The sequence below is a fragment of the Streptococcus oralis genome, assembly GCF_026782235.1.
GTDB lineage: Bacteria > Bacillota > Bacilli > Lactobacillales > Streptococcaceae > Streptococcus > Streptococcus oralis_CC.
Map to the genome: position 1 here is coordinate 79583 of NZ_JAKUWE010000002.1, position 13219 is coordinate 92801.

The 13219-nt window shown below is 42.4% G+C and carries 13 protein-coding genes; 11 read left to right on the forward strand and 2 right to left on the reverse strand.

Going from position 1 to position 13219, the window contains the following annotated elements:
- The first annotated feature begins 31 nt into the window (after positions 1-31).
- Positions 32-718 carry a YoaK family protein gene (locus tag MK396_RS00845; RefSeq protein WP_268723378.1) on the forward strand — a complete coding sequence of 229 codons (687 nt, stop codon included), beginning with the start codon at positions 32-34 and terminating at the stop codon, positions 716-718.
- A 55-nt stretch (positions 719-773) separates the two neighbouring features.
- On the opposite strand, the gene dusB is transcribed toward MK396_RS00845, so the two are convergent.
- Together dusB and hslO are read right to left on the reverse strand one after the other, a co-directional pair.
- Entirely contained in the window at positions 774-1754 is a 981-nt protein-coding gene (gene dusB / locus MK396_RS00850; RefSeq protein ID WP_000183314.1) for a tRNA dihydrouridine synthase DusB, read from the reverse strand.
- The gene (hslO, locus tag MK396_RS00855) at positions 1741-2613 is read right to left on the reverse strand and encodes an Hsp33 family molecular chaperone HslO (protein WP_000357833.1); all 873 of its coding nucleotides are present in this window, start codon (positions 2611-2613) and stop codon (positions 1741-1743) included. The genes dusB and hslO overlap by 14 nt, the downstream gene beginning before the upstream one ends.
- Positions 2614-2899: 286 nt before the next feature.
- On the opposite strand from hslO, the gene MK396_RS00860 reads away from it, so the two are divergent.
- From MK396_RS00860 to adcA, 10 genes are all read left to right on the forward strand, one after another.
- Positions 2900-3031: a teichoic acid D-Ala incorporation-associated protein DltX gene (locus MK396_RS00860; RefSeq protein ID WP_007518064.1), complete on the forward strand. Its 132-nt coding sequence runs from the start codon at positions 2900-2902 to the stop codon at positions 3029-3031.
- Between the two features lie 20 nt (positions 3032-3051).
- Positions 3052-4602, forward strand: a complete 1551-nt coding sequence (gene dltA / locus MK396_RS00865; RefSeq protein WP_268723379.1) for a D-alanine--poly(phosphoribitol) ligase subunit DltA — start codon at positions 3052-3054, stop codon at positions 4600-4602.
- Complete coding sequence (dltB, locus tag MK396_RS00870) at positions 4599-5843, forward strand: D-alanyl-lipoteichoic acid biosynthesis protein DltB (protein WP_268723380.1); 1245 nt, start codon at positions 4599-4601, stop codon at positions 5841-5843. The genes dltA and dltB overlap by 4 nt, the downstream gene beginning before the upstream one ends.
- Positions 5844-5856: 13 nt before the next feature.
- The gene (gene dltC / locus MK396_RS00875) at positions 5857-6096 is read left to right on the forward strand and encodes a D-alanine--poly(phosphoribitol) ligase subunit DltC (RefSeq protein ID WP_268723381.1); all 240 of its coding nucleotides are present in this window, start codon (positions 5857-5859) and stop codon (positions 6094-6096) included.
- On the forward strand, positions 6089-7357 hold the full coding sequence (gene dltD / locus MK396_RS00880) for a D-alanyl-lipoteichoic acid biosynthesis protein DltD (protein WP_268723382.1): 1269 nt from the start codon (positions 6089-6091) through the stop codon (positions 7355-7357). Before dltC ends, dltD begins: the two co-directional genes overlap by 8 nt.
- 142 nt (positions 7358-7499) lie before the next feature.
- Positions 7500-9563, forward strand: coding sequence for a cell surface ecto-5'-nucleotidase Nt5e (gene nt5e / locus MK396_RS00885; RefSeq protein WP_268723383.1), 2064 nt, complete (start codon positions 7500-7502; stop codon positions 9561-9563).
- A gap of 149 nt (positions 9564-9712) precedes the next feature.
- Complete coding sequence (gene adcR / locus MK396_RS00890) at positions 9713-10153, forward strand: zinc-dependent transcriptional regulator AdcR (RefSeq protein ID WP_001249328.1); 441 nt, start codon at positions 9713-9715, stop codon at positions 10151-10153.
- Entirely contained in the window at positions 10153-10857 is a 705-nt protein-coding gene (locus MK396_RS00895) for a metal ABC transporter ATP-binding protein (protein ID WP_001269483.1), read from the forward strand. Before adcR ends, MK396_RS00895 begins: the two co-directional genes overlap by 1 nt.
- The gene (locus MK396_RS00900) at positions 10850-11656 is read left to right on the forward strand and encodes a metal ABC transporter permease (protein ID WP_125840574.1); all 807 of its coding nucleotides are present in this window, start codon (positions 10850-10852) and stop codon (positions 11654-11656) included. Before MK396_RS00895 ends, MK396_RS00900 begins: the two co-directional genes overlap by 8 nt.
- A 9-nt stretch (positions 11657-11665) precedes the next feature.
- On the forward strand, positions 11666-13171 hold the full coding sequence (gene adcA / locus MK396_RS00905; protein ID WP_268723384.1) for a zinc ABC transporter substrate-binding lipoprotein AdcA: 1506 nt from the start codon (positions 11666-11668) through the stop codon (positions 13169-13171).
- Positions 13172-13219 lie beyond the last annotated feature (48 nt).

The window sequence follows — 13219 nt, forward strand, 5'->3', positions numbered from 1 at the left end:
AAAAAAATCAAAGGAAAACGAGTGATAATACATGGCGGATAAATTAATCTTACCTCAAAACACACGACTGATGGGAGTATTTCTTGGATTTGTAGGTGGTTCTTTGGATGTATTTTGCCATATTCAATACCATAGTTTGGTAGCGACACAGACAGGGAATATTCTCCTATTGATATCTGATTGGCACGACTCAAATGTTATCAATACGATGCTACGATTCTGCTCCATTATTTTCTTTTCTCTAGGATTTCTGTTTGCATTGCACATGAAAGAATGCCGCAAAACGGCCTACTGGCGGGTTAAGATGCTGCTCCCTTTATTTATTGGAACTCTTATTCTCCCTTTCTTTTCACGATTTCCTCTATTAGAAGTTCCTTTCATCGCTTTTGGAACAGGAATGATGATGTTAACATTTACGGGCAGTTTGATTGAAGATCATCCCTATGTCATTTTTATGACGTCTGGAAATTACCGAAAGATGTTGACCGCTTTGTATCGCATTGCTAGAAGAGAAGGAAATATCCAAGAATACCGTCGCCAGGCCTTAAATTATGGGATTGTTGTGGGAAGTTTCATAGTGGGCGCAATCAGCTTGGCTGTATTGATGCATTTTCTTCATGAATGGTCTATATGGATTGTCAGCCTCAATTTGTTTTTGATTATGTCCTACTATATAGCTAGAGTGAAGCAATTAGATTTACAAGATGAAAATATATAAAAACGGCAAGACTCATTTTTGAGCTTTGCCGTTTTTGTGAGTTGTAGATGTGAGACTATGCTTTGTCTAGTTGCAAGAGGGCCTCAATCTCTGCAAGAGTGCTAGCTTGTGAAATAGCCCCACGAAGCTTGGCTGCCCCAGATGTACCACGAAGGTAGTGAGGAGCGAGGCCACGGAATTCACGGACTGCAATTTTTTCTCCTTTGAGGCTAATCAAGCGTTTTAAGTGTTCGTAGGCGATTTTCATCTTATCTTCAAAGGTCAAATCAGGAAGGATTTCTCCTGTTTCAAAGTAATGATTGATTTGATTGAAGAGGTAGGGATTTCCCATGGCTGCTCGGCCAATCATAACTGCGTCAGCACCAACTTCTTCGATGCGTTGTTTAGCATCTTGAACTGTACGGATGTCACCGTTGGCGATAAATGGGATCTTAGTCAGTGCTTGGGCTACATCGTGCAAGGTCTCGAGGTCTGCGTGGCCTGTGTACATTTGTTCGCGGGTACGGCCATGCATGGCGAGAGCAGAGACACCAGCAGCTTCAGCTGCGAGGGCATTCTCCACGGCTAGGGATGGATCAGACCAGCCGGTGCGCATTTTGACAGTTAGGGGGATATCAAGGACAGATTGGACCTTGTTGATAATAGAGTAGATCTTGTCTGGGTCCTTGAGCCACATAGCGCCAGCTTCGTTCTTCACGATTTTGTTAACTGGGCAGCCCATGTTGATATCGACGATATCGGTCTTGGTGTTTTCTTGGATGAATTCTGCTGCGCGTGCGAGGCTGTCTTCATCGCTACCAAAGAGTTGGATAGAAACGGGATTTTCGCCTTCATCGATGTGAAGCATATGCAGGGTTTTTTCGTTGTTGTATTGGATTCCCTTGTCAGAGACCATTTCCATTACAACGAGTCCAGCTCCGAGCTCTTTTGCGATGGTGCGAAAGGCTGAGTTGGTGACACCAGCCATGGGTGCTAAAACGGTACGATTGGGAATCTCAACATTGCCAATCATAAAAGGTGTATTAAGATTTGTCACGAATGAGTTCCTCCAGGTCGTTTTCATCAAAGTTATAAGTTGTTTGGCAGAATTGACAAGTGATTTCTGCCCCGTGGTCTTCCTCTTTCATTTCCTCAAGGTCTGAATTTGGAAGGCTGGCAAGAGCGTTCATAAAACGGTCTTTGCTGCAGTCACATTGGAAACGAATTTCTTCTTCAGATAGGCGTTTGTAGGATTCGTCACCATAAATAGCCTTGAGAAGGGCTTCGATATGGTCGTCGCTTTCGAGAAGAGTTGAGATGGCTGGCATTTCTTGGATGCGTTTCTCAAAGCGAGCAATCTCCTCTTCCTTGGCTCCTGGCAATACTTGGAGAAGGAAGCCACCTGCAACCTTGACCTTGTCGTCTTTATCCAAAAGGACATTGAGGCCGACTGCTGAAGGGGTTTGTTGGCTTTCTGTCAGGTAATAGGCCAAGTCTTCACCGATTTCCCCAGAGATGAGGGGAGTCATGGAGTTGTAGGGATTTCCAGTACCATAGTCTGTGATAACGAGAAATTGGCCATTGCCGACAAAAGGTCCGACTAGGACTTCACCCGTTGCAGTCTTTTTGATGTCAACACCAGGATTTTGAACGTAGCCTTTGACGTTGCCCTTGGTATCTGCAACTGTGATGATGGCACCGAGAGAGCTCGTTCCAAGAACTTTTACAGTAATCTTGGTATTTCCTTTTTCATTGGCTGCGAGAATCTGGCTAGCGATAAGGGTGCGACCAAGTGCGACGGTTGAACTGGCTTGAGTTTGATGTTTTTCTTGAGCAGTGCGGACGGTTTCCGTGCTATCAAGGACAAAAGCACGAAAGGCTCCGCTTTCTGATATAGTTTTAATAATTTTATCCATAGCTACTATTTTAGCATAAAAAAGCTCAAAGGGGGAGCCGTGTGTTTGCTGTTAATTTTTAAACTGTTTAATTTGTGATAACTAGTATAGGGGATTTATAGTAATGGGAATTTTTATTGACGTCAAACATTAATATTTTAACTTATCTTAAAATAAGCTAAAACCAACTTTTAAGTTATGGTAAACAGTTGAAAAAAAGGTTGATAAAGTGGTAAAATGATAGGAAGATAAGTTACTAATAGTGCGTATTTGTAATTGATAGAAATGATATATTAATGGATAGCTTATGAAAAAACAACGAAACCTACATGTATTTTTAGGCCGGACGGCCCTATATTTTGTAATCTTGCTTGGCCTGCTTTATTTTTTTAGTTACCTTGGGCAGGGACAAGGTGGCTTTATTTATAATGAGTTCTAGTTTAAAGGAGAAAAGGAACAGTGTCTAATAAACCGATAAAAGATATGATTGAAACAATTGAGTACTTTGCTCAAATACAACCAACATATCCTGTCTATAATGTTTTAGGTCAAGAGCATACTTATGGCGACCTGAAGGCTGATTCAGATAGTTTAGCTGCAGCTATCGATCGACTTGACTTGCCTGAGAAATCTCCAGTCGTCGTTTTTGGTGGTCAGGAGTATGAGATGTTGGCTACCTTCGTAGCGCTGACTAAGTCGGGTCATGCCTACATTCCAATTGACAGCCATTCAGCCTTGGAACGAGTTTCTGCTATCGTAGAAGTTGCAGAGCCAAGTTTGATTATTGCCATCTCAGATTTTCCATTGGAGCAAGTCTTTATGCCAATGATGACTTTAGCTCAGGTTCAAGAAGCCTTTGCTCAAGGGGATAGCTATGAGATGACGCATCCAGTCAAGGGAGATGATAATTACTACATCATCTTTACTTCTGGTACGACCGGTAAGCCTAAGGGGGTGCAGATTTCCCATGACAATCTCCTCAGCTTTACCAACTGGATGATTACGGATAAGGAATTTGCGACGCCAAATCGTCCACAAATGCTGGCTCAGCCCCCTTATTCTTTTGACCTATCTGTCATGTACTGGGCACCAACCTTGGCACTTGGTGGTACGCTTTTCGCTCTTCCTTCAGCCATTACCCAGGACTTCAAAAAACTCTTTGCGACCATCTTTTCACTGCCGATTGCTATCTGGACCTCAACACCGTCCTTTGCAGATATGGCCATGTTGTCAGAAGACTTTAATAGCGAGAAAATGCCAGGAATCACGCATTTCTACTTTGATGGTGAAGAATTGACAGTCAAAACAGCTCAAAAACTGCGCGAACGTTTCCCAAATGCCCGTATTATCAATGCTTACGGTCCAACAGAAGCGACAGTAGCTTTGTCAGCAGTTGCCGTCACTGATGAGATGTTGACGACTCTCAAACGCCTGCCAATCGGCTATACTAAGGCTGATTCTCCGACCTTTGTCATTGATGAGGAAGGTAAGAAACTGCCAAATGGTGAACAGGGAGAAATCATTGTTTCTGGACCAGCTGTTTCAAAAGGCTATATGAATAATCCTGAAAAAACGGCAGAAGCTTTCTTTGAGTTCGAAGGTCTTCCAGCCTACCACACAGGAGATGTAGGAACTATGACAGATGAGGGCTTGCTTCTCTATGGTGGACGCATGGACTTCCAAATTAAGTTTAATGGCTATCGCATTGAGCTTGAAGATGTCTCTCAAAACCTCAACAAGTCTCGCTTTATCGAATCAGCTGTCGCTGTTCCACGTTATAACAAGGACCACAAGGTACAAAATCTGCTGGCCTATATCATCCTAAAAGATGGTGTTCGTGAACAGTTTGAACGCGATATCGATATTACCAAGGCTATCAAGGAAGACTTGGCAGATATCATGATGTCCTATATGATGCCATCTAAGTTTCTCTATCGAGACAGTTTACCACTAACGCCTAATGGTAAAATTGATATCAAGGGCTTGATTAACGAGGTAAACAGTAGATGATGGAGCTTTATAAACAGCTACCTTATTTGGAACCTTATGGTGATCTTCAGTACTTTTTATACGTAATTGTTGCGACTTTACCTATCTTCATCGGTCTTTTTTTCAAGAAACGTTTTGCCTTGTACGAGGTGCTTGTTAGTCTCTTCTTTATCGTCACCATGTTGGTCGGTGGAAAGACGAATCAAATAAGTGCTCTTATCCTTTATGTTATCTGGCAAGTGCTGCTTGTATTTTTCTACAAAAGGTACAGGAAACAACGGGATAGTAAATGGATATTTTACCTAGTTAGCTTTTTATCTTTATTGCCAATCATCTTTGTGAAAGTATCTCCTGCTATTCATGGATCTCAATCTTTGTTTGGATTTTTAGGGATTTCTTACTTAACCTTTCGTGCTGTTGGGGTTATCGTTGAGTTAAGAGACGGTGTCATCAAGGATTTAACGATCTGGCAATTCTTACGTTTTCTTCTCTTTATGCCGACTTTCTCGAGTGGTCCCATTGATCGTTTTAAACGCTTCAATGAAAATTATGAGACCATTCCTGAACGGGATGAGTTGATGGACATCCTAGAAGAGGCTGTCAAGTATATCATGCTTGGCTTCCTTTACAAGTTTATCTTGGCCCATGTTTTGGGAGAGATATTACTGCCGCCGCTGAAAAATTTGGCCTTACAGACAGGTGGTTTCTTTAATCATTATGCTCTGGCGGTGATGTATACTTTTGGTCTAGACTTGTTCTTTGACTTTGCGGGCTACTCTATGTTTGCTTTAGCCATTTCAAACTTGATGGGTATTCATAGTCCTATCAACTTTAACAAGCCCTTTTTGTCAAGGGATTTAAAAGAGTTTTGGAATCGCTGGCACATGAGTCTGTCTTTCTGGTTCCGTGATTTCGTCTTTATGCGGATGGTCATGGTTCTGACTAGAAAGAAGGTCTTTAAAAATCGCAATGTGACCTCAAGTGTAACCTATATTCTCAATATGCTGATTATGGGATTTTGGCATGGTGTGACCTGGTACTACATCGCCTATGGACTTTTCCATGGGATTGGGCTAGTCATCAATGATGCATGGGTTCGTAAGAAAAAAGCGCTCAATAAAGAACGGAAAAAAGCTGGAAAGGGTTCCTTACCTGAGAATCGCTGGATTCAGTTGCTTGGCATGGTTGTCACCTTCCATGTCGTGATGGTTTCATTCTTAATCTTTTCTGGATTTTTGAATGATTTATGGTTTAAAAAATAAAAGGATATAAAAAATGGATATCAAATCAGAAGTTATTGAAATTATTGATGAGTTGTTTATGGAAGATGTTTCTGACATGATGGATGAAGATCTTTTTGATGCTGGTGTCTTGGATAGCATGGGAACGGTTGAATTGATTGTTGAGATTGAAAACCGTTTTGACATTCGTGTTCCAGTGACGGAGTTCGGTCGTGATGACTGGAATACGGTTAATAAAATCGTAGCAGGTATCACGGAGTTAAAGAATGCTTAAACGCTTGTGGCTGATCTTCGGGCCTATCTTCGTTGCTGGCTTTTTGGTTTTTCTGCTCATCTTTTTTTATCCAAGTACAACAAGCCATAATCTGACGGAGGAGAAGTACTCGGCGGCCTCTGTTAGTACAGAGAGCTTTAAAGAGAGAAGCCAAAAAGTGAGGGCCCTTACGGATCCAAATATGCGTTTTATCCCTTTTCTAGGGTCAAGTGAATGGGTTCGGTTTGACAGTATGCATCCTGCTGTTTTAGCAGAAAAATACAATCGTCCCTATCGTCCTTATTTTCTAGGACAGGCAGGAGCAACCTCTCTCATCCAATATTTTGGATTACAACAAATCTTGCCGGAAATAGAGAACAATCAGGCAGTATTTGTGATTTCACCCCAGTGGTTTACAAAGACAGATTCCGATCCAGCGGCTTTCCAGAGTTTTTTTAACAGTGACCAGTTGACAGCTTTTTTGGAAAATCAATCTGGTGATACTGCGACTCAGCATGCGGCTATTCGTTTGTTAAAGCAGAATCCTAATGTTGCATTAAAAGGAATTGTTCAAAAGCTATCGAAGGGCGAGGAATTGTCAGAGATTGATCGAGCTACTATTGATATCTTTGCACGATTCAACGAAAAACAATCCTCTCTCTTTGGACAATTTTCTATTCGAGGAAAACTCAAATACAAGGAACATGTGGAAAATTATTTAAAAGATCTTCCAGATCAGTTTTCGTATGATGAGTTAGAGAAAATCGCTCGTAAGGACGCAGAAGCAAATACGACCAATAATGATATGGGGATGGAAAATCAGTTCTATAATACTCGGGTGAAAAAAGATCTAAAAAAATGGGAGGGGTCTCAAAAAAATTACAGCTTCCTCAAGTCAACGGAGTACAATGATCTACAGTTGGTACTCAATCAATTTGCAAAATCGAAGGTCAATGTGCTCTTTGTCATTCAACCGGTCAATAAGAAATGGATGGAATACACAGGGCTCAGCGAAGAGATGTACCAGCATGCTGTGGAAAAAATTCGTTACCAATTAGAAAGTCAGGGGTTTACTAATATTGCCGACTTTTCAAAAAATGGAAGGGACCCTTATTTTGTTAAGGATACCATTCATATAGGTTGGTTGGGTTGGTTGGCTTTTGATAAGGTTGCCAATCCCTTCTTGACGGATCCAAAACCAGCTCCAGACTACAAGATGAATGACCGCTTCTTTAGTGAAGACTGGGCAAGCTATGATGGGAACATCAAAGATTTCCAATAAAATCAGATAAAAGTTTGGGATTGGAACCCAAGCTTTTTTTGTTTAAATGGCGAATGTTTTAGATGAAAATAAGTCAAAGGTTTCAAATTTTCTAGAAATATCGTATAATATAAAGGAAAAAAGAAAAGAAAGGGATTTTAAAATGAACAAACGTTCTTTGTTACCTGCCTTATCGACAGCCCTGTTAGCTCCAGCCTTTTTAGCTGGACAAGTCTACGCTGAAGAAGCAACAACTCCTGCAGAAAGTTCGGCTGTTGTAGCGACTCCTGCTACGTCGGAGACTCCTGCTCCTGTGTCGAACCCTGCAGCGCCAGCAACCCCAACAAATGAGGTAGAGACTCCGGCAACCGTTGCATCTGCAGAAGCTCCGGCAGTTCCTGTTGAATCTACTAAAAGCGAAGAAAAGGACACCGTTATTTTACACACCAATGATGTTCATGGTCGTATTGTAGAGGAAAAGGGAGTAATTGGAGATGCTAAGTTAGCGACTGTCATTGAGCAGGAGCGTGCGAAATCAAATCAAAATACTCTAGTTGTTGATGCGGGAGACGCTTTCCAAGGTTTGCCGATTTCCAACTCTACTAAGGGTGAAGCGCGTGCTGAAATTCTCAATCAGATGCAGTATGATGCCATGGCAGTAGGAAACCATGAGTTTGACTTTGGCCTTGATGAAGTTAAAAAATACAAGGAAATTCTAAAATTCCCATTACTTAGCTCAAATACTTATGTCAATGGAGCTCGTCTTTTTGAAGCTTCCACAATCGTTGATAAGGATAAGACTGTGGAAGGTGATGAGTTTGTTGTAATCGGTGTGACAACACCTGAAACTGCTACAAAAACCCACCCTAAAAACATTAAAGGGGTAACTTTTACAGATCCAATCTCTGAAGTCAATAAGGTCATCGAAGAAGTTCAAGCCAAGGCGCGTGCAGAAGGTAAGGACTACAAACACTATGTTGTGCTCGCTCACTTGGGTGTAGATACCACAACTCCAGTCGAGTGGCGTGGTTCAACCTTGGCAGAAGCTCTCTCTAAAAATCCTCGTCTCAAAGGCAAATGTGTAACAGTAATCGATGGTCACTCTCATACAGTAGAATCAACGACCTATGGAGATAATGTTACTTATAACCAAACAGGAAGTTACCTTCATAATGTTGGGAAAGTTATCTACAAATCACGTCAGCTTTTGGGCAATCCAACTCAGATTCCGGCTGCTGATGCTAAAAAATTACCAGCTAATCCTACAGTTGAAAAACTAGTCAAAGACATTAAACAAAAATACGATGCTGAAAATGCAGTTGAGATTGTCTCAAACAGCCCTGTAGAACTAAACGGTGATCGTGAAAATGTTCGAGTCCGTGAAACCAACCTCGGAAACGTCGTAGCAGACTCACTCTATCAGTATGGTCAAACAGGATTTAGCCATCCGACAGACATCGCTGTGACAAATGGTGGTGGCTTGCGTGAAACCATTGCAAAAGGCAAGCCGATTACGAAAGGAAATGTCATTGCCGTTCTTCCTTTTGGAAATACCATTTCACAAATCCAAGTGACGGGGCAACAAATCTTGGATATGTTTGAAAAATCACTCGGATCTATCTTGCAGGTTGATAAGGATGGCAAGAAGGTCTTGGATGAGAACGGGCAACCATTGTTAGAGCCAAGTGGAGGCTTCTTGCAAGTTTCAGGTGTGAAGGTTTACTATGATACCAACCTACCATCAGGAAAACGTGTCTTGGCCATCCAGGTTAAAAACCGTGCAACAGGTCGTTATGATCTCCTAGACCTCGCAAAAACCTACTATCTTGCAACCAATGATTTTCTAGCTGCGGGTGGCGATGGCTACACGATGTTAGGTGGTGCGCGTGAAGAAGGCCCTTCTATGGATGCAGCCTTTGAAGAGTATCTGAAAACAGCTGATTTGACCCAGTATGAAAAGATCAATCCGAACTCACGGACGATTTCTGTGGATTCTACAACTTTTAGTCTACCAGTAGAAACGCCTCAAACGAATGCGGCTGCTAATGATGCGACTACACATGTGCCATTGACTTATGAGGTGGCAAGTCAATTTAGCAAAAAGGCAGTTGTCTCAGAAAAAGCCCTCCCAAATACAGGAAGTGAACAGTCCATCTTCTTGCTCTTGATGGGAATGGTAGCTGGTCTGGCAGGTATCTTATCGAGTCGAAAACCAAAGCAAAAATAGGTTAAATTTCACATCTAGAAGAGTCTAGGGAAACGTTTTTACGCCTTTTTCCCTTGACTCTTTTTTGGTTTATGATATAATTAACCAGTAAAGAATCGGTGGCTATCTAAGTTTTTTTACGGAAAAGATAGCTAGGGAAGGAGTAACACATGAGACAGCTTGCACAGGAAATCGATAACTTTTTAAACGAGGTGATCTTGAGATCTGAGAACCAGCATGAAATTCTGATCGGGCATTGCACAAGTGACGTAGCCTTGACCAATACTCAGGAACACATCCTCATGCTCTTGTCGGAAGAATCCCTAACCAATTCAGAGTTGGCCCGTCGCCTCAATGTCAGTCAGGCGGCAGTGACCAAGGCTATCAAGTCTTTGGTCAAAGAGGGCATGTTAGAGACATCCAGAGATCCAAAGGATGCGCGTGTGATCTTTTATCAACTGACAGAGCTAGCTCGACCGGTGGCAGAGGAACACCACCATCATCATGAACACACGCTCTTAGCCTATGAACAAGTGGCGAGTCAGTTTACTCCAAATGAACAAGAAGTTATCCAGCGGTTTTTAACTGCTTTAGTAGGAGAAATCAAATAATGCGGTATATTACAGTAGAGGACTTGTCTTTCTATTATGACAAGGAACCTGTCCTCGAGCATATCAACTATAGTGTTGATAGTGGGGAGTTTGTCACCCTGACTGGTGAAAATGGGGCTGCCAAGACGACTCTTATCAAGGCGAGTCTAGGTATTTTGCAACCAAGATTTGGCAAGGTAACCATCTCAAAGACAAATACTCATGGAAAAAAGCTAAGGATAGCTTATCTTCCCCAGCAGATAGCCAGTTTTAATGCCGGCTTTCCAAGTACGGTTTATGAATTTGTCAAGTCGGGCCGCTATCCGCGAAAGGGTTGGTTTCGTCGCTTGAATGCCCATGATGAGGAGCATATCAAGGCGAGTCTAGACTCCGTTGGTATGTGGGAACACCGTGACAAACGAATTGGCTCCCTCTCTGGTGGGCAAAAGCAACGAGCAGTTATTGCAAGGATGTTTGCTTCTGACCCAGATATCTTTGTCTTGGATGAGCCAACAACAGGGATGGATGCTGGAAGCAAAAATGAATTTTACGAACTCATGCACCATAGTGCCCACCATCATGGCAAGGCTGTTTTGATGATTACCCATGACCCTGAGGAGGTCAAGGACTACGCAGATCGCAATATCCATCTAGTGCGTAACCAAGATTCGCCATGGCGTTGTTTCAACGTTCACGAAAGCGACCAGGAGGTGGAACATGCTTAGTTTGTTATCCTATGACTTTATGCAGCGTGCCTTCTTGGCGGTCATTGCCATGAGTCTCTTTTCTCCAGTTCTTGGAACCTTCCTTATCTTGCGTCGTCAGAGTCTCATGAGTGATACACTCAGTCACGTTTCTCTATCAGGGGTAGCCTTTGGTCTGGTTTTGGGGATTTCTCCAACTATTTCAACCATTGCTATCGTCTTGATCGCTGCGGTCTTTCTAGAGTATCTCCGGACAGTCTATAAGAACTTTATGGAAATAGGAACTGCCATCCTCATGTCTACAGGGCTTGCAGTCTCCCTTATCGTGATGAGTAAGGGGAAAAGTTCGAGCTCCATGAGTTTGGACCAATATCTCTTTGGTTCGATTGTGACTATTAGCCAGGAGCAGGTGATTTTTCTCTTTGCCATTGCTGCGGTCGTTTTACTCTTGACTTTCTTATTCTTGCGACCAATGTATATCCTAACTTTTGATGAGGACACGGCCTTTGTGGATGGCTTGCCCGTTCGTACTATGTCCATCCTCTTTAACATGGTGACAGGGGTAGCTATTTCCCTTATGATTCCAGCAGCAGGAGCCCTTTTGGTGTCGACCATTATGGTCTTGCCAGCTAGTATTGCCCTTCGTCTGGGGAAAAACTTTAAATCCGTTATGTTACTAGCCAGCGCTATTGGCTTTTTGGGAATGGTGGCAGGTCTCTATATTTCCTACTATGCAGAAACACCTGCCAGCGCTAGTATCACTATTATCTTTGTAGCTGTCTTTTTGTTAGTCAGTCTATTGAAACGTTTTATCAAATAGGAGAATGAAATGAAAAAAATTAGCTTACTACTAGCTAGTCTATGTGCCCTGTTTTTAGTGGCTTGTTCCAATCAAAAACAGGCAGATGGGAAACTCAATATCGTGACAACCTTTTACCCAGTCTATGAATTTACCAAGCAAGTCGCAGGAGATACTGCTAATGTAGAACTTCTAATCGGTGCTGGTACAGAACCTCACGAATACGAACCGTCTGCCAAGGCAGTTGCCAAAATCCAAGACGCAGATACCTTTGTCTATGAAAATGAAAATATGGAAACTTGGGTTCCTAAATTGCTAGAATCCTTGGATAAGAAAAAAGTGAAAACCATCAAGGCAACAGGTGATATGCTCCTCTTACCAGGTGGTGAGGAAGAAGAGGAAGGGCATGATCATGGCGGTGAGGGTCACCATCACGACTACGATCCCCACGTTTGGCTTTCACCAGCACGCGCCATCAAACTGGTAGAGCATATCCGTGACAGCTTGTCAGCAGATTATCCTGATAAAAAAGAGACTTTTGAGAAGAATGCAGCTGCCTATATCGAAAAATTGCAAGCCTTGGACAAGGCATACACAGATGGCTTGTCTCAAGCCAAACAAAAGAGCTTTGTGACCCAGCACGCAGCCTTTAACTACCTTGCCTTGGACTACGGTCTCAAGCAAGTATCCATCTCAGGTCTCTCACCAGATGCAGAACCATCGGCAGCACGTTTGGCAGAATTGACAGAGTATATCAAGAAAAACAAGATTTCTTATATCTACTTTGAAGAAAATGCCTCACAAGCCCTCGCCAATACACTCTCAAAAGAGGCAGGTGTCAAAACAGATGTCCTCAATCCTTTAGAAAGTCTGACAGAAGAGGACACCAAGGCGGGAGAAAATTACATCTCTATCATGGAGACAAACCTCAAGGCTTTGAAACAAACAACAGACCAAGAAGGACCAGAAATCGAGCCAGAGAAGGAAGAAAATACCAAGACAGTTCAAAATGGTTACTTTGAGGATGCAGATGTCAAGGACCGCACCTTGAGTGACTATGTAGGCAACTGGCAGTCAGTTTATCCTTTCCTTGAGGATGGAACCTTTGATCAAGTCTTTGACTACAAGGCTAAGTTGACTGGCAAGATGACCAAGGATGAGTATAAGGCTTACTATAGAAAAGGTTATCAGACAGATGTGACCAAAATCAACATCACGGACAACACTATGGAATTTGTTCAAGGTGGTCAAAGCAAGAAATTCACCTATAAGTATGTCGGCAAGAAAATCTTGACTTATAAGAAAGGCAATCGTGGTGTGCGCTTCCTCTTTGAAGCGACAGATGCGGATGCTGGACAGTTCAAGTATGTTCAGTTTAGTGACCACAATATCGCCCCAGTTAAGGCAGAACATTTCCATATCTTCTTTGGAGGTACTAGCCAAGAAGCCCTCTTTGAAGAGATGGAAAACTGGCCAACCTACTACCCAGATAACCTATCTGGTCAAGAAATCGCCCAAGAAATGTTGGCGCATTGATGCAAGAGAAGATCCCGTAAATCTGCGGGATTTTTTGCTAGACATGAT

Excerpts from the sequence above, each read along its gene's own strand:
- MK396_RS00845 (WP_268723378.1), top strand. The coding sequence starts at position 32 with ATGGCGGATAAATTAATCTTACCTCAAAACACACGACTGATGGGAGTA.
- hslO (WP_000357833.1), bottom strand. The coding sequence starts at position 2,613 with ATGGATAAAATTATTAAAACTATATCAGAAAGCGGAGCCTTTCGTGCT.
- MK396_RS00860 (WP_007518064.1), top strand. The coding sequence starts at position 2,900 with ATGAAAAAACAACGAAACCTACATGTATTTTTAGGCCGGACGGCCCTA.
- dltB (WP_268723380.1), top strand. The coding sequence starts at position 4,599 with ATGATGGAGCTTTATAAACAGCTACCTTATTTGGAACCTTATGGTGAT.
- dltC (WP_268723381.1), top strand. The coding sequence starts at position 5,857 with ATGGATATCAAATCAGAAGTTATTGAAATTATTGATGAGTTGTTTATG.
- dltD (WP_268723382.1), top strand. The coding sequence starts at position 6,089 with ATGCTTAAACGCTTGTGGCTGATCTTCGGGCCTATCTTCGTTGCTGGC.
- nt5e (WP_268723383.1), top strand. The coding sequence starts at position 7,500 with ATGAACAAACGTTCTTTGTTACCTGCCTTATCGACAGCCCTGTTAGCT.
- adcR (WP_001249328.1), top strand. The coding sequence starts at position 9,713 with ATGAGACAGCTTGCACAGGAAATCGATAACTTTTTAAACGAGGTGATC.
- MK396_RS00895 (WP_001269483.1), top strand. The coding sequence starts at position 10,153 with ATGCGGTATATTACAGTAGAGGACTTGTCTTTCTATTATGACAAGGAA.
- MK396_RS00900 (WP_125840574.1), top strand. The coding sequence starts at position 10,850 with ATGCTTAGTTTGTTATCCTATGACTTTATGCAGCGTGCCTTCTTGGCG.
- adcA (WP_268723384.1), top strand. The coding sequence starts at position 11,666 with ATGAAAAAAATTAGCTTACTACTAGCTAGTCTATGTGCCCTGTTTTTA.